General features: G+C 68.0%; 9 protein-coding genes and 1 pseudogene. 5 read left to right on the top strand and 5 right to left on the bottom strand.

Annotated features, from left to right (window positions below; translation table 11 throughout):
• Positions 1-375: 375 nt before the first annotated feature.
• On the bottom strand, positions 376-1323 hold the full coding sequence (gene trxB / locus RN02_RS01415) for a thioredoxin-disulfide reductase (RefSeq protein ID WP_043312690.1): 948 nt from the start codon (positions 1321-1323) through the stop codon (positions 376-378).
• A gap of 375 nt (positions 1324-1698) precedes the next feature.
• Here trxB and RN02_RS01410 point away from each other — a divergent pair, with 375 nt between their 5' ends.
• The gene (locus RN02_RS01410) at positions 1699-3639 is read left to right on the top strand and encodes a sensor domain-containing diguanylate cyclase (protein ID WP_043312694.1); all 1941 of its coding nucleotides are present in this window, start codon (positions 1699-1701) and stop codon (positions 3637-3639) included.
• Positions 3640-3725: 86 nt separating this feature from the next.
• Positions 3726-4466 carry a sulfate transporter CysZ gene (cysZ, locus tag RN02_RS01405; RefSeq protein ID WP_043312688.1) on the top strand — a complete coding sequence of 247 codons (741 nt, stop codon included), beginning with the start codon at positions 3726-3728 and terminating at the stop codon, positions 4464-4466.
• Positions 4467-4763: 297 nt separating this feature from the next.
• Here cysZ and RN02_RS01400 read toward each other — a convergent pair whose 3' ends face one another.
• On the bottom strand, positions 4764-5348 hold the full coding sequence (locus RN02_RS01400) for a hypothetical protein (protein ID WP_043312687.1): 585 nt from the start codon (positions 5346-5348) through the stop codon (positions 4764-4766).
• A 174-nt stretch (positions 5349-5522) separates the two neighbouring features.
• Here RN02_RS01400 and RN02_RS31955 point away from each other — a divergent pair.
• Positions 5523-5717: pseudogene (locus RN02_RS31955) on the top strand (EI24 domain-containing protein); the annotation flags it as partial.
• 74 nt (positions 5718-5791) lie between these two features.
• Here the strand turns inward: RN02_RS31955 and RN02_RS01395 are convergent.
• Complete coding sequence (locus RN02_RS01395) at positions 5792-8749, bottom strand: autotransporter family protein (RefSeq protein ID WP_161796233.1); 2958 nt, start codon at positions 8747-8749, stop codon at positions 5792-5794.
• Between the two features lie 562 nt (positions 8750-9311).
• On the opposite strand from RN02_RS01395, the gene RN02_RS01390 reads away from it, so the two are divergent.
• Positions 9312-11909, top strand: coding sequence for an autotransporter outer membrane beta-barrel domain-containing protein (locus tag RN02_RS01390; RefSeq protein WP_043312684.1), 2598 nt, complete (start codon positions 9312-9314; stop codon positions 11907-11909).
• Between the two features lie 39 nt (positions 11910-11948).
• Here the strand turns inward: RN02_RS01390 and RN02_RS01385 are convergent, their stop codons facing one another.
• Complete coding sequence (locus tag RN02_RS01385; RefSeq protein ID WP_043312682.1) at positions 11949-13643, bottom strand: acid phosphatase; 1695 nt, start codon at positions 13641-13643, stop codon at positions 11949-11951.
• Positions 13644-13818: 175 nt separating this feature from the next.
• Here RN02_RS01385 and RN02_RS01380 point away from each other — a divergent pair, with 175 nt between their 5' ends.
• Positions 13819-15021, top strand: a complete 1203-nt coding sequence (locus RN02_RS01380) for a glycosyltransferase family 4 protein (protein ID WP_043273158.1) — start codon at positions 13819-13821, stop codon at positions 15019-15021.
• Here RN02_RS01380 and RN02_RS01375 read toward each other — a convergent pair whose 3' ends face one another.
• Positions 15022-15981, bottom strand: coding sequence for a DegV family protein (locus RN02_RS01375; protein ID WP_043312680.1), 960 nt, complete (start codon positions 15979-15981; stop codon positions 15022-15024).
• Positions 15982-16122: the final 141 nt, after the last annotated feature.

Genomic DNA, 16122 nt, shown 5'->3' with positions numbered 1-16122 from the left:
TTTCCGCGTTCGCAAGCCAAGCCATAGCCCCAGCCATATGAAAATACCGTTTCCCCCAGGCAGAGAAACGGCATCCTTTCTTAAGTGAACAGCATTACGCTGATGCGGGGCTTTTTCTTGGGGGCTGGAGGGCCTGGGGCTCATTGGTCAACGGTCTGTGCCGAAACGCTTTTCGTAGGATGGGTTGAGCGAAGCGATACCCATCACCGCCACCGCATGGGTTTCGCAGGCTCAACCCATCCTACGAAGAGCACCTCGGTGCAGCCGGCAAGACAGTTGCTCCTACAGTTCCAGGAAAGCTCGGGCATCCTCCTCCCAAAAAGGAAAAAGCCCCGACCAGCGGGGCTCCGTCCTGCACGCCGGCTCTTGGGGCCGTTACAGCGAATCCAGGTAGCGCTCCACGTCCAGCGCCGCCATGCAACCGGCGCCGGCCGAGGTGATGGCCTGGCGATAGACGTGATCAGCCACATCACCCGCGGCGAACACGCCGGGGATGCTGGTAGCGGTAGCGTTGCCATCACGGCCGCCGTTGACCACCAGGTAGCCGTCCTTCAGCTGCAGCTGGTTCTCGAACAGCGAAGTGTTCGGCGTATGCCCGATGGCCACGAACAGCCCGTCCACCTTCAATTCCTCGGCGCTGCCATCGTTGTTGCGCAGACGCACGCCGGTGACGCCCATGTCGTCACCCAGCACCTCTTCCACCCGGGCGTTCAGCTTCAGGGCGATTTTCCCTTCGGCTATACGGGCGCGCAGCTTGTCCAGCAGGATCTTCTCGGCGCGGAAGGTCTCGCGGCGGTGCACCAGGGTCACCTTGCTGGCGATGTTGGCCAGGTACAGCGCCTCTTCCACCGCCGTGTTGCCGCCACCGACCACCGCCACTTCGCGGTTGCGGTAGAAGAAGCCGTCGCAGGTGGCGCAGGCGGAAACGCCCTTGCCCATGAACGCTTCTTCCGAGGGCAGGCCCAGGTAGCGGGCGCTGGCGCCGGTGGCGATGATCAGCGCATCGGCCGTGTAGGTGCCGCTGTCGCCCTTGAGCACGAACGGCTTGCCGGCCAGGTCCACGGCGTCGATATGGTCGAAGACGATCTCGGTCTCGAAGCGCTCGGCGTGTTCCTGCATGCGCTGCATCAACGCCGGGCCGGTGAGTCCGTGGGGGTCGCCGGGCCAGTTGTCCACCTCGGTGGTGGTGGTCAGTTGGCCGCCGGCCTGCAGGCCGGTGATCAGCAGCGGCCTGAGGTTGGCGCGGGCGGCATAGACGGCGGCCGAGTAACCGGCGGGGCCGGAGCCCAGGATGATGACGCGGGCGTGACGAACTTCAGGCATGACTGACTCCTCGTCGAACAAGAAAAGGGAGCTGCCAAGGTACCTGGGGGAAGGCTGGGAGGAGCGGCAGCTCCCGCTAAACGCACAGATCGCGAGGAAGACAGGGCCGTCAGGAGCGGGCGACGCTGCCGTGGAGTCATCCACGGCCTGAAGTCTGTCAGACGTTTCCCAATACCACCTTGAGATAAGTCAGGGACATCCCGCTTCGCCGGCCGGTCAGTTCGCGACTGGAGATTGCCGCGCAGCGTATAGCCCGCGCGGGCCCAGGCGAAATGCCCAATCTCAATGCCTCCGATAGAGCCCCCCTATCTCCCGCGGCGGGCCAACTAGACTCAGGAGGTCCGCCCCTCTCCACCCGCCACCTGCGTGCCCGGCATGACTCTGAGAAACCGCCTGCTCCTGCTGTTCCTGCCGCTGCTCGCCCTCATCCTGCTGGGCATCTGGCAGTTGTCGGAACACATCCTCCTCGCGCGCTTCGACCGCGACGACCGCCAGCGCCTGTACGACGAGGTGCGCGTGCTCGACAACCGCCTGGCCTTCGAGAAGAAGCGCCACCTGGACCTGCTGCGCAGCTATGCCTGGTGGGATGCCAGCTACCGCTTCGTGGCGCACCCCACGCCGGGGTTCGTGCGGGAGAACCTGGACATCGACATGCTCGGCAACCTGGGCTTCGACTTCGCGCTCTACCTCGACCGCCAGGGCCGCGTCGTCGCCCAGCGCTGGGAGGAGGCGCGGCTCGCCGCGCCCCAGGCGATAACCGGCGCGCCCAGCCCCGAGCGGCTGCGCCAGGCCCTGCTGCGCAGCGCCCTGGACCTGGGCGTGCTGGACCTGCAGGGCGACCCGTCGCGCAGCCTGGCGCAATGGCTGCTGGTGGACGGCACCCCGCTGCTGCTGCTCAGCCAGCCGATCAGCGACAACCTGGGCCAGGCCGAACCGGTCGGCGCCATCGTTGCCGGCTACCTGCTCGACCAGCGCCGGGTGAACGCCCTGCAGGAGCAGATGGACGCGCGCCTGCAGGTGCAAGCCGGGGTGACGCCCGGCGACGGCTGGCGCGCCCTGCACGTGCCGGGGCGCAACGGCGGCGCGTTGCTGAGCCCGCGGCGGGTGCTGGACGCCGACACCCAGCAGGCCACCCTGCTGTTCCTCGATTCCGCCGACACGCCGCAGTTCAGCCTGGCCATCAACAAGTCGCGGGTCGCCTACCGGCAGGGCCAGGAGGCCATCCGCCTGTTCCTCGGCATGACCTTGCTGATCACCCTCGCCGGCCTGCTGCTGGCCTACCTGGTCCTGGAGTTCTGGGTGATCCGCCGCGTGCAGCGGCTCAACCGCGGGGTGGCGAACATCGGCGCCGACACCGCCGGCCCCGCCCGCCTGGCCGACATGGGCCGTGACGAAGTCGGCCAGCTGGCCTGCGAGGTCAACCAGATGCTCGAACGCCTGGAACGCAGCGAGGCACGCGACCGCGCCATCCTCGACAGCATCCGCGATGGCTATTTCGAAATGGACGACAGCGGCGTGGTGCTCACGGTGAACGCCGCCTTCTGCCGCCTGCTCGGCTACGCCGCCGAGGAAGTGGAAGGCCACTCCTACCGGGAGCTGCTCGACGAACAGGACGTGGCGCGCGCCCGCGGGCTCTACCAGCAGGTGCGCGACGGCGAGCAGGAAACCACCTTCGCCGCGCCCTTCAAGCGCCGCGACGGCCAGCGCATGGTCTTCGAGACGAAGGTCTCGCCGATAGTCGACGCCCAGGGGCAGTTCTGCGGTTTCCGCGGCATCCTCCGCGACATCAGCCTGCAGGTGGCCTACCAGCAGCGCCTGCTGGACCTCGCCTACCGCGACGCGCTGACCGGCCTGGGCAACCGCAAGGCCTTCGGCGAACAGCTGCCCCTGGCCCTGCAGCGCTGCGCCGAAGGCCCCGGCCTGGCCCTGCTGTACATCGACCTGGACCACTTCAAGCCGGTCAACGACCATTACGGCCACGCCGCCGGCGACGCCGTGCTGGTCGCCGTGGGCGAGCGCCTGCGCAACAACCTGCGCCAGCCGGACATGGCCTTCCGCCTGGGCGGCGACGAGTTCGCCGTGATCCTCGAAGGCGTCGACTGCAGCACCGCCGAAGCCCTGGCCGGGCGCCTGCTGGCCTGCCTCAACCAGGACTACCACGCCGGCGAGCAGCGCCTGGAATTCCTCTCCGCCAGCATCGGCATCGCCCTCTACCCGGCCGACGCCGGCGACACCGACGGCCTGCTCCAGGCCGCCGACAGCGCCATGTACCGCGCCAAGCAGCAGCGCAACCACTACAGCCGCTACCGCGCCTGACCGCCACACAACAGGCAAAACAGACGGCTCGCGGCCCCGCGCCGGCCCTGCTAAGGTCGCAAGCTGGTTTCCTACGGAGATGTTCCATGCCCACCCTGAGCGGCCCGCAATACCTCGGCGAAGGCCTGAAACTCATGATGCGCCCGGGGCTGCGCCTGTTCGTGCTGCTGCCCCTGACGGTCAACCTGCTGCTGTTCGTCGGCCTGATCGGCTTCGCGGTGAACCAGTTCAGCCACTGGGTCGACTGGCTGATGCCCAGCCTGCCGCAGTGGCTGGACTTCCTGCAGTACATCCTCTGGCCGCTGTTCGTCCTGCTGGTGCTGCTGATCCTGTTCTTCAGCTTCACGCTGGTGGCCAACCTGATCGCCTCGCCGTTCAACGGCTTCCTCGCCGAGAAGGTCGAGGTGGTGGTGCGCGGCCAGGACGACTTCCCGGCCTTCAGTTGGGCCGAACTGGCGGCCATGGTGCCGCGCACCGTCGCCCGCGAACTGCGCAAGCTCGGCTACTTCCTGCCGCGGGCCATCGCCCTGTTCGTCCTCAGCCTGATCCCCGGCCTGAACATCATCGCCGCCCCGCTGTGGCTGGTGTTCGGTGTGTGGATGATGGCCGTGCAGTACATCGACTACCCGGCCGACAACCACAAGCTCGGCTGGAACGAAATGCTCGCCTGGCTGCGCAGCAAGCGCTGGGCCTGCATGGGCTTCGGCGGCATCACCTACCTGGCGCTGCTGATCCCCCTGGTCAACCTGGTCGCCATGCCCGCCGCAGTGGCCGGCGCGGTGCTGTTCTGGGTGCGCGAGGACGGCGACAAGGCGCTGGTGAAGTAGACCGGCGTCCTCGCTCTGGATGCCTGACAGTTGAGCCATAAGCAGCCGGATTCCTGCTGATTGATGCAGAAGGCAGGTACAGAACATGGCCCTCATCGCTCAGCCGTTCCGGCATTCGGACTCGGGCATCTACTACCTCAGGCGAGCCATCCCGGAAGACCTCCGCCCCATCCCAGGCAAAGCCGGGAGACCCCGCCCAATGCGAACCCGCGCCCCCAGGGGACCAAGATAGTGTTCACAACTGCCCGCACCAGATAGGGGAGCTACTCCGGCAAGCATGTCCAGATGGCCCCAGCGTCACTGTTGGCAGGGGTTATACGCCTCGCGGAACCCAACCTCGGTCGCGTATGGCAGATTCGTTCCCGGGATCATTCCCGCAATCACTTTGTTCCGTTCGCTGGGTCGCGTGAAGGCGCCCGCGTTGCCAATCAACAGCGGTTGCCCCTTCGATAGCAGGTAATCATTGATCTGTCCGTGCATCGGCCCGTTGAACTGGCCTTTGTCATCAAGCGGGATGATCATCGCAGCATAGTTGCGGGTGAACATCACGAACGATTCAGGGGCGTCCCGCGCGGTGTCAGTCCTGCCACAGAGCACGTCATCGGGGCGTAGGGTCAGCCAAGTCTTGTACTGGCCGAAGCTGTAGGTGGCAAGGATCAGCCCTTTATGGGTCAAAACGCCCAGCCCGATTTCGGCGCGACAGAAAGCTTCCTGGCCATAGTTGAATGCGCAGAAGTTGGTTTCGGCCATGCTGACGATATCGCCGTGGGCGATGTTCAGGTCATGTTCGATCCGGGCTTGGGCATCGGGGGTCTTGTAGGGGATCGAGCAAGCGGCGAGAGCGACACAGGTGAGCAGGCACAACAGTCGGAGCGAGAGCATCAGCATTCCTTGGCGAAATCAGATATGGCATCCGTAGCCTTGTGACAGGTTGGGTAGCGTTGCCCCACCGGTACTGGCTAGTGGCACAGCATAATAGCGCCCCCAGGTGTGAGATCCGCTAATTTCTCGATATTCAGGCGCGTCGCTCACCCGACATTGAATGTCGCCGCCCCCGATAACCACAAACCGGGCTGGAACGAAATGCTCGCCTGGCTGCGCAGCAAGCGCTGGGCCTGCATGGGCTTCGGCGGCATCACCTACCTGGCGCTGCTGATCCCCCTGGTCAACCTGGTCGCCATGCCCGCCGCAGTGGCCGGCGCGGTGCTGTTCTGGGTGCGCGAGGACGGCGACAAGGCGTTGGTGAAATAGCGTCGCGATCCAGGTGCCCTTTCCGGCATCCCGTTGGGGCTCGGGATGCCGGTCGTTACACCCCATCGGCCCTGTCAGAACAACACCCTGAACCCCAGGTTGCCGCTGTAGCCGTGGGCGTCGCCGTCGAAGGCCTGCTGGTAGCCGCCGGTGGCGAAGAAGCTGGTGCGCTTGTCGGCCTGCACGTCCACCCCGAAGGTCAGTTCGCCGCTGCTGCCGCCGATGTCGGACTTGAACGGCACGTCGCCATCGGCCGAGGAGAAGCGCGTCTTCGATTCGCCCTGGAAATCATGCAGCACGCTGGGGCGCAGCCACAGGCTGACGCGGCGGCTGGACTGGCCCGCCGGGGCCAGCCAGTCCTTGGCCAGGCGCACGCCGGCGCGGGTCACCAGCGACTCGCTGTCGTCGAAGCGCACGCTGGCGGCGCTGTCGCGGCTGTCGCTCAGGTCGAGGCGGGTGTAGGTCGCCTGCAGCTGCGGCTCGACGTACAGGTCCCGGCCGACCTCGAACGGGTAACCGCCCTCCAGCGAGGCGGTGTAGGCCTGGCCATGGCTGTCCAGGTCGTAGGTCTGCCTGGAGTTGGCGTCGATGTCCAGGTAGGTGTATTGCAGCACGCCATCCAGGTACCAGCCGCTGGCGCCGAAGTGCGTCCAGTAGCCGCCCAGGCTGTAGCCGCGCAGGGTGTCGTCGCCGGCGTCGCGGTGGTCGTAGTGGTCGACACCGCCCTTGATGTTGCCGAAGGCCAGGGACAGCCCCGCCCGGTCGCTGCTGCCATCGTCCATCTGGCGCTGGAACAGGTCGAGGCCGACCTGGAAGGCGCTGATCTGGTAGTCGTACTTGGGCATCTCGCCGTACTGGCCGTAGTGCTCGCGATCCTGTTGGCCGTTGCGGTAGATCATCCGCCCCCAGCCCAGCGGGCCGTCGCCCGCTGGCCGTTGCTGAAGGGTGCCCTCCAGGCTGCGGTTCTCCTCGCCGACGCGCTCGTGCAGGCTGTCGACCATGGCCTGGGCATAGGTCAGGCCCAGGGACGGGATGGCCGCGTACAACGAGGTTTCCGGACGATAGTCGGGCGTGGTGGGCGTGACGGGGCCGCCCGTCGGCGGCGGCGTGGCGCTGTCGTCCTCGCGTTGCGAGCGCAGGAACCAGGAGTCCGGCGCGGAGTCGTCGCGCGAGCCGCGGTACAGGCTGTAGCGGTAGGGCCCGGCCTCCAGCGAGTTGCCCAGGGAAAACGCCGAGGCCTCGCTGGTGGCGCCGTTCACCGCGTTGACCAGGAGAATGCCGTTGCCCGGCGTGGCGGCGCCGAGGCCGCCGACGTTGGTGACCTGGAGGCTGGTCTGCCCGCTGGCGCTGCCACCGTCGATGACGAGCTGGTCCGTGGGCGAGGCGTCGCCGCCGAGCACGGTGTTCAGGTTGATCCGGCCGCCCTGGCCGGCGTAGCTCCCCACCGTCAGCTTGTTGCCCACGCCGGTGCCGGCGAGCTGCACCAGCCCGGCGTTGCTCAATGCGCCGCCGATGACGAAGGCGCCCGTACCCTGCCCCGGCAAGGCCGCGTCGGCCACCGCCAGGGTCCCGGCATTGCTCACCGGGCCTTGCACGCTGCCATAGCCGCCCAGGGTCGCGCCGGCCGCCACCTGCACGGCGCCCCCGCCGCTGAGGGCCGCGGACGCATGGGCCGCATCGCCCACCAGCAAGGTGCCGCTGCTGACGGTAGTGGCGCCGCTGTAGGGGTTGTCGCCGGTCAACAGGGTGGTGCCGGTGCCGATCTGGTTGACCGCGCCGGTCCCCGAGATGCTGCCGTCGAAGGTCAAGGCGTCGGCGCGGTTGAATGCCAGCGTGGCGTCGTTCAGCACGTCGCCCACGATCGACCCGGAGGTGCCGCCGTCGCCCAGCTGCAGGGTGCCGGCGGAAATCGTGGTGCCGCCGGCATAGCTGTTGTTGCCGGTGAGGACAGTGGTGCCGGCGCCCACCTGCTCCAGCGTCCCCGTGCCGGAAATGTTGCCGGCGAGCGTCAGGCTGTCCGAGCGATTGACCACCAGCCGGGCGTCGTCCTGCACGTTGCCGACGATGGAGCCCGAGGTGCCGCCGTCGCCCAGTTGCAGGGTGCCGGCGGAAATCGTTGTGCCGCCGGTATAGGTGTTGTCGCCGGTGAGCACGAGGGTGCCCGTGCCGGCCTTGACCAGGCTTCCTCCGGTCCTGTTGGTGGGCTGCTGGCCGAGGTATTGGCGGTAGGCGTTGATGGCCGCCGAGGTGCCGTCCTGGATGACGCCTGAAATGACGTCGTCGCGGTTCAGCGCCCCCAGCGTCAGCGCCGAATTGGACAGGTAGACCGAGCCCGCGCCGCTCAGCGAGCCAATGGACAACGCCATGCCGCTGGCCAGGTTCACCACGCCGCCGGCGTTGTTGACCAGGGTGGCGCCAGCGGCGCTGGACGAGCCGCTGAACGAAGTCACGCCGCCGGCGTTGTTGGTGATGGTTGCCGAACCGGCGCTCGACGTCTGGGTGAAGGAGGTCAGGCCGCGGTCGTCGTTGACGATGGTCGCGCTGCCGGCGCTGGAGGCGCCGGCGAAGTTGATCTGGCCCTCGCCCTCGACCGACAGGTTGGCGTTGCCTGCCGTCGAATTCTCGACGAACTGCACCAGCGAACCGCTGAACAGGTCGCCCGGAGTATTGCCGACGACGGTGATGGTGGCGTTCGCCGCCGTGGACGAACCGGCGAAATGCATGGCGTTGTAGGGGTTGCCCGGCGCGGCCGGCGTTGTCCCCTCGAGACTGTAGCTACCGCCGCCGGCCGAGGCCGCGCCATTGAGGTTCAGGCCGGCGCGGCCGGTCAGCTCCAGCGAGCCGGCGTCGATGGTGATGTCGGTGGCGGTGGCGAGCTGCGAACCGGGAATACCGAAGATATGCGCGTCGTCCGCGGCGCCCGGCACCACGCCGAGGTCCCAGTTGCCGGGGGTATTCCAGTTTCCCCCGTCATTGGCACCCCCGGTCCAGGTGATGGTCTGGGCCGACAGCGTCCCCGAAAACGAAATCAAGGCACAGGTCAACAACGGAATCCTGAACGCCACGGAACTGCCCTCCATAGTCAAATGCACTCGGAAAGCGTAGACGCCGGGAGCGTTTCAGAAAGCGTCGGTCGCCCCTCCTGGCGTGGCGGAGACCATCAAGATCGCGATTTTCAGCTCGGCCACAGCTTGCATGGCTTATCGCCACCTCCCCTGAAGGCGTTGTGGGAAGCGGCATTGCGGGAGGCAATTGTCACTGAATATTTTCTGACGCCATAAATCTGACAACCATCAAAAAAATACGAAAATTCCTACATCAAGGCGAATAGTCAAAAAAACCGCCTGACCTATATCAAGCGACTCCCCTCCTCCCGCCCCCAAGAATGTCCCCGCACCCCGATGCCGCGAAGGCACCGGAGCGGCGCGGCCCAGCCGCGCATCCACCAGCGCCTGGCGAGGCCAGGCCACATCGTCCAACGACCGCGGATCGGCATCGGCAGCCCGCGTCTGCCGCGCAGTTTCCCCTCGTGCCCTCACGCCCGTTGGCTCACGCCCCGCCCTTCCACGAAACGGCGGTGCAAGGAGGTGAATCATGCGTTTCCAGAAGACGGCCCTGGCGCTTCACATCGCCCTGGCCACGGCCCTGACTTTGTCCACGCAGGCGGCCAGCGCCGGATGCAGTGGCGACTCTGCCAGCAGCACGCTGACCTGCGACGTGCCCCTGTACTACGGCAACCCGAACGGTTACGACAACATCGTGATCAACACCACCGCCACCGGCGGCACCTCGCCGCTGGCGGGCTTCGGCATCTACGGCAACGGCTCGACCTACAACCTGAACAACGTGGCGATCACCACCAGCGGCAGCAAGGCGGACGCCATCCAGGCCAACAACGGCACCAACAACATCCGTATCGAGACGTTCAGCGTCGTCACCACGGGCTCCTCGGCCGACGGCATCAACGTCACCGAGAACGCGGTCAATTCGACGGTCAGCATCGGCGACAACGCCTCCATCAGCGCCGAGGGCGGCGGCATGGGCGTCCGTGCCAACACCTCGAAGAACGGCGGCAAGAACCAGATCGTGCTCGGCAAGAACGCGCACATCACCACCGCCGGCGGCGGCGGCAACTGGCTCGACGGCACCGGCTACGCCGTTTACGCCGGGAACCGCGACCTGAGCAACACCACCTACAAGGGCGACGCCGAAGTCACCCTCGGCGATGGCAGCGTGATCCTCACCAAGGGCAACTCGGCCCACGCCGTCTACGCCAACCGCGGCGGCGTGATCAACCTCGGCGACACCCGCATCACCACGGAGAAGACCAACGCCTACGGCATCTATGCCCAGACCCTGAGCGACGCCAATGGCCCGCGCGGCGGCCAGGTCAACCTGGGCGGCGACACCCAGGTGACGGTGACCGACGGCAACCGCGCCCTCTACGCCAGCGGCGCCGGTTCGCACATCAGCAGCAGCGGCGCCGCCGTCTACCGGCTGGACAGTAGCGCCGCGGCCGACCAGCCCGGCCGCCTGGGTGCCGCGCTGCTGGCCGACCAGGGCGGCGTCATCGACCTGAAGATGGCCGCCGGCTCCTACTTCAACGGCAGCACCGCCACCGCCAGCGACGGCCAGGTGCACCTGGCCCTGGACGGCGCCAGCAGCTGGGTCATGACCGCCGACTCCAACCTCAGCAGCCTGGCGCTGGGCAGCGGCGCCACCCTGGAGTACGCCCGCAGCGGCGAGGCCGCCGACTACAGCCACAAGACGCTCACCGTGGACGGCGACTTCAGCGGCGGCGGCCGCCTGATCATGAACACCCACCTGGGCGACGACGGTTCGGCCACCGACCAGTTGCTGGTCAAGGGCAGCACCTCCGGGCAGACGCAGGTCACGGTGAACAACACCACCGGCGTCGGCGCCGAGACCTGGGAAGGCATCCGCATGATCGAGGTCGCCGGCCTGTCCGAGGGCGAGTTCCGCTCCGACCGGGTCACCGAGGGCGGCTACGAATACGTGCTGCGCCGCGGCGGGACCTTCGTCGGCTCCAGCGGTTCGGAGAAGGACTGGTACCTCACGTCCTACAAACCCACCGTCGATCCCGACCCGGAGCCGGAACCCGAGCCGGAACCCGGCCCCGGCCCGACGCCCGAGCCGCAGCCGGACCCCGATCCCGAACAACCGCCGGTACCACCGGTAACGCCGCCGTCCGGCGACAGGGACCGTGTCCGCCAGCCGGAAGGCGGCGCCTACACCGCCAACCTGGCGGCGGCCAACACGCTGTTCCTGCACCGCCTGCACGACCGCACCGGCAACCTGACCTACGTCGACCCGGATACCGGCGAGGCCCGTACCTCAATGCTGTGGATGCGCAACGTCGACGGCGCCGGCCGCTGGAACGACAGCACCGGGCAGTTGAAGACCGAAAGCAACCGCTACGTACTGCAGCTCGGCAGCGACCTGCTGCGCTACAGCAACGACAAGGGCGACTGGGTGCTCGGGGTGATGGGCGGCTACGCCAACGGCAACTCCAGCAGCCGCTCGCGGATCACCGGTTTCAGCGCCAAGGGCGAGATCGACGGCTACAGCCTGGGCCTCTACGGCACCTGGTACGAGGACCGCGAGGACGAGAACGGCGCCTACGTCGACACCTGGGTGCTGTACAACCGCTTCGACAACGAGGTGCGCGGCGAGCAACTGGCCAAGGAGCACTACGACTCCGACGGCATCACCGCCTCCATCGAGACCGGCAAGACCTTCCGCGTGGCGAAGACCGGGAAGGCCAGCGTCTACCTGCAGCCCCAGGCGCAGGTGGTCTACATGGGCGTCAAGGCCGACAGCCACCGCGAGGCCAACGGCACCCGCGTCACCGGCAAAGGCGACGGCAACCTCATGACCCGCCTGGGCGCCCGCGCCGCGCTGCGCAGCAACGACGAAGCCGGCTTCGCCAGGCGCTACGCCGTGGAGCCCTACCTGGAAACCAACTGGATCCACAACTCGGACGACTTCGGCGCGAAGATGGGCAGCTCGCGCTTCGAGATGGACGGCGCCAGCGACATCCTCGAGGTCAAGCTGGGCGCCACCAGCAAGGTCAACAGCCGGGTCAACGTATGGGGCGAGGTAGCCCGCCAGCACGGCGACAACGGCTACCGCGACCAGGCCTTCACCCTCGGCCTGAAGATCGACTTCTGAGCCCTGCCCGCGCCCCGGCCTCTGCCGGGGCGCGCTTTCTCAGCCGACGAAACGCAGCGCCGCGGTCAGATCGCCCATGGGCTGCTGGCCGCGGGCGCGCATGGCGTCGTCGCGCAGTTTCAGGCCGTCGAGCTTCTCCAGGTCGAACACCCGGGTGATCAGGCGCAGGATCGAGCCGGTGTCGTAGACGGTATGGTCCACCGTGCCGTGGCGGGCGAAGGGCGAGACCACCAGAGCCGGGATGCGCGAGCCGGGGCCCCAGCGGTCGCCCCTGGGCGGCGCCACGTGGTCCCACCAGCCGCCGTTCTCGTCCACCGTGATGACGATCACCATGTTCTGCCACTGCGGGCTTTCCATCAGGTGCTTCACCGCGCGCACGATGTGCCGGTCGCCGCTGGCCACGTCGGCGTAGCCGGCGTGCATGTTGAGGTTGCCCTGGGGCTTGTAGAAGCTCACCGCCGGCAGCTTGCCGGCGCGGGCGTCGGCGAAGAAGCGGTTGCTCGACGGGTCGTCGCCCAGGCCGCCGTCGCGCAGGCGTTTCGCGCGCTCCTCCGGGTGTTCCGGGCCCTGCTGGACGAAGTAGTTGAACGGCTGGTGGTGGTACTGGAAGTTGGGAATCTTCGGGATGCCGGCGGAGTTCCTGTACTGCTCCAGGGTGGCCTCCCAGGCGCCGGCGTACCAGGCCCAGTCCACGCCCTTCCTGCTCAGCTTGTCGCCGATGTGCTCGTGGCGCTGCGGCACCATCACGTTGGGTTGGTCCGGCAGCGCGTAGTCCGGGCGCTCGGGGTCGCGCTGCACGGTCGGCCAGTAGGGCGGGAGCATGGTATTCACGCCGTAGCCGTCGGGGGTCAGGGCGCTGGGGCCGAACTTCGGTGCGCCGCCAGCGACGCTGGCGGGCGAGTCGTCCAGCGGTTTCAGCCGTGGGTCGGCGGGATTGTCGCTCATCAGTTGGGCGATCTGCGTGCGGGCCGGCGAGTTCTGCACGTCCGGGTACACCGGCGGGGTCGCCGCCACCAGGTACTGGTGGTTGAGGAAGGAACCGCCGAAGGCGCCCTGGAAGAAGTTGTCGCACAGCACGAAGTCCCGGGCCAGGTCCCACAGGCGCAGGCTGTACGGGCTCTGCGCGTAGTAGCCCATGGGCAGCGCGCCGGAGTCGGCCCAGGCGACGAACATGTCGTTGCGCCCGCCGTTGATCTGCATCTGGTTCTGGTAGAACACGTGCCACAGGTCGCGAGTCACCAGGCCCAGGGGCAGGTCCTCGCCCTGCGGGCCCTTGAGCGCGAAGGGCGCGTTGGGCAGGTTCTGCTGGTACTGCACGCCCTCGGCGTAGTTCACGCCTTCCAGGCTCTGGCCGACCTGCAGCACGCCGCCGTACACCGGCGGCAGCTTGTCCAGCAGGCGGCCGTCGCGGTCGCGCTGCTGGTAGTCGGCCGGCTGCAGCGACGACAGCGGCTTCTCCACGCCGGGGAAGTCGCCGAACAGGTTGTTGAAGCTGCGGTTCTCGGCGTAGATCACCACGATGTTCTGCACCTGCTCGCGCAGCGCCCGGTCCAGCTCGGCGCCGCTCAGCTCGCGCACCGCTTCGGCAGCCTGCGCCGTGCCCTCGCCCACCAGGCCGGCCAGCGCGGCGCCGGCGCCCAGGGCCGCGGCGCCGCCAAGGAAGCGGCGGCGGCCGGCGTCCGCCAGTGGCTGGGCATCGTCCTGCCCGGGATTCTGATCGCGCTTGTCGCTCATCGACGGCTCCACCATGTCGGAAATCGCGGCACTCTAGCAGCCCCATGTGACAGGCGGACGAAGGCTCTATGACAGGCCTTTCCAAAAGCCTTGCGAGAATCCCCTGAATCCCCCGTCACATTTGTGCAACCCGGGCGTCACACGAGCTACACCGGCCGGGCGGAGACTGCCGTTCATGAGCACGACTCCCCTGCGCATCGCGCTGATCAGCGAAACCTTCCCGCCGGAAATCAACGGCGTGGCCAACACCCTCGGGCGCCTCGCCGCCGGGCTGCTGCAGCTCGGCCACCGGGTGCAGGTGGTGCGCCCGCGGCAGCACGTCGACGACGGCCGCCACAGCGACGACGAATTGCTGCTCACCCGCGGCTGGCCGCTGCCCGGCTACCCCGGCCTGCAGTGGGGCCAGTCGTGCCTGCACAAGCTGCTGCGGCACTGGCGGCGGCTGCGCCCGGACGTGCTCTACATCGCCACCGAGGGCCCGCTCGGGCTGGCCGCCCTGCGCGCCGCGCGGCGCCTGCGGATTCCCGCGCTGAGCGGCTTCCACACCAATTTCCAGCAGTACAGCGCGCACTACGGCCTGGGCCCGCTGACACGCCTGGTGACGGCCTACCTGCGCTGGTTCCACAACCGCACCCAGCGCACCCTAGTGCCCAGCGCCAGCCAGGCGCTGGAGCTGGAGCGCCGCGGCTTCGCCCACCTCGCCCAGCTGGCGCGCGGCGTGGATGGCCAACTGTTCCAGCCCGGCCGCCGCGACGACGCCTTGCGCCGCGAGTGGGGCCTGGGCGAGCAGGACATCGCCGTGCTGCACGTCGGCCGCCTGGCCGCGGAGAAGAACCTCGGCCTGCTCGGCCGCGCTTTCAATCAACTGCGCGCCGCCCACCCGCAGCTGAAGCTGCGCCTGGTGATCGTCGGCGACGGCCCGCAGCGCGCGCAGCTCGCCCGCGAACTGCCGGATGCGATCTTCTGCGGCCTGCAACGCGGCGAGGAACTGGCCCGGCACTACGCCAGCGGCGACCTGTTCCTCTTCCCCAGCCTGTCGGAAACCTTCGGCAACGTGGTGCTGGAAGCGCTGGCCTCGGGCCTGGCGGTGGTCGCCTACGACCAGGCCGCCGCGGCCCAGCACATCCGCCACGGCCACGACGGCGCGCTGGCGATACCCGGCGACGAGGCCGATTTCATCGATGCCGCCAGTTGGCTGCTGGAAGACCGCGAGCACCTGCGCCGGGTGCGCCTGAACGCCCGCCGGCACGCCGGGCGCCTGGAATGGCGGAGCATCGTCGAACGCTTCGAGGGCTACCTGCTGGAGGCCATCCGCCAGCCGCTGCCGGCGCCGGCCAACGGCACCGGCGCGCTCGGCGCCGATACCGTGCGCAAGTGATCAGGCGAAGGGCTTGGGCTCGGCGGCGAACGACAGGCTCATGGCCCCGGCGCCGAGGTTGATGCCCCCGGTCGGGCTGAGCATGCCCAGGTGCATGGCGATGCCGCGCTCGCCGCAGGCCTGCTCCAGCGCCTCGAAGCCCGGCAGGTCGCGCAGCGCCGAAGGGTCGCCGGCGTAGCTCAGGCCGACGTGCGGGGCCAGCAGTTCGCCGGCCTCCACCCGCGCGCGGGCGAAGTTGAGCAGGCGCTCGGCGGACTTCTCGTAGTTCGGCGACACCGACACCGGCTTGTCCTCGCCCTGCACCAGGCTCAGCACCGGCTTCATGTCGAGCATCGAGCCGATGCCGAGGAAGGCGCCGCGCAGGCGGTCGCCGATGCTGCTGCGGTCGCCCTTCTGGAAACCGCGGCGACGCACGTGGCCCAGGTCGTTGGCGACCAGGAAGGTGTTCATCTGCTGGCTCAGCTGCTCCAGGCGCGTGCGGATGGCGTTGGGGTGCTGGTCCTCGCCGAGCAGGCGCGCGCCTTCGGCGGCCAGCACCGCCAGGCCGGCGAACACCGTCTGGCTGTCCACCACGCGCAGCGCGAAGGGGCCGTTGATGCCGGCCGCGGCGCGTTTCTCGCGGTAGTTCTGCAGCAGGCCGAAAGAAGCCTGGGTGGCGTTCTCGAAGATCGGGCTGCGCGCGCTGCTGACGGTCAGGCAGATGACGTAGTCGAAATCAGTGACCAGCTGTTCGAGGAACCAGGCCTGGGTTTCCACGGCGGTCAGCGGTTCGCTGCCGTCTTCCGGGGCGACCTTGGGCAGGTCCTCGGCGTAGAAGCGCAGGGTGGTGTCGGGGTCGCGATCGTCGATGATGCGCCGCTGGCCCACCCGGATACCGATGGGCAGGACGCGGATGTTGTTGGCAGCGAGGAATTCGGGGGGCAGGTCGCAGGTCGCATCCACCACCAGGCCGATCCGCATGGCTTAGCTCCTTTGGCCGTGTGCCGGCCTATTGTTGTGTGTTAGCCGCCCTACAATGCCTGTTTCCGACCTTCAAGTCAGCAGATCGGAAGGCCTACTTCGGAAAAGATTTGTAAATTTGGCGGAAATGGCCTTAGGAAA

Origin of the sequence: Pseudomonas sp. PI1, assembly GCF_000812405.1 — a bacterium.
In the GTDB taxonomy this organism is placed as follows: Bacteria; Pseudomonadota; Gammaproteobacteria; order Pseudomonadales; family Pseudomonadaceae; genus Pseudomonas; species Pseudomonas citronellolis.
Note: the sequence above shows the minus strand (reverse complement) of the source record. Positions and strands in the feature narration are given on the sequence as shown.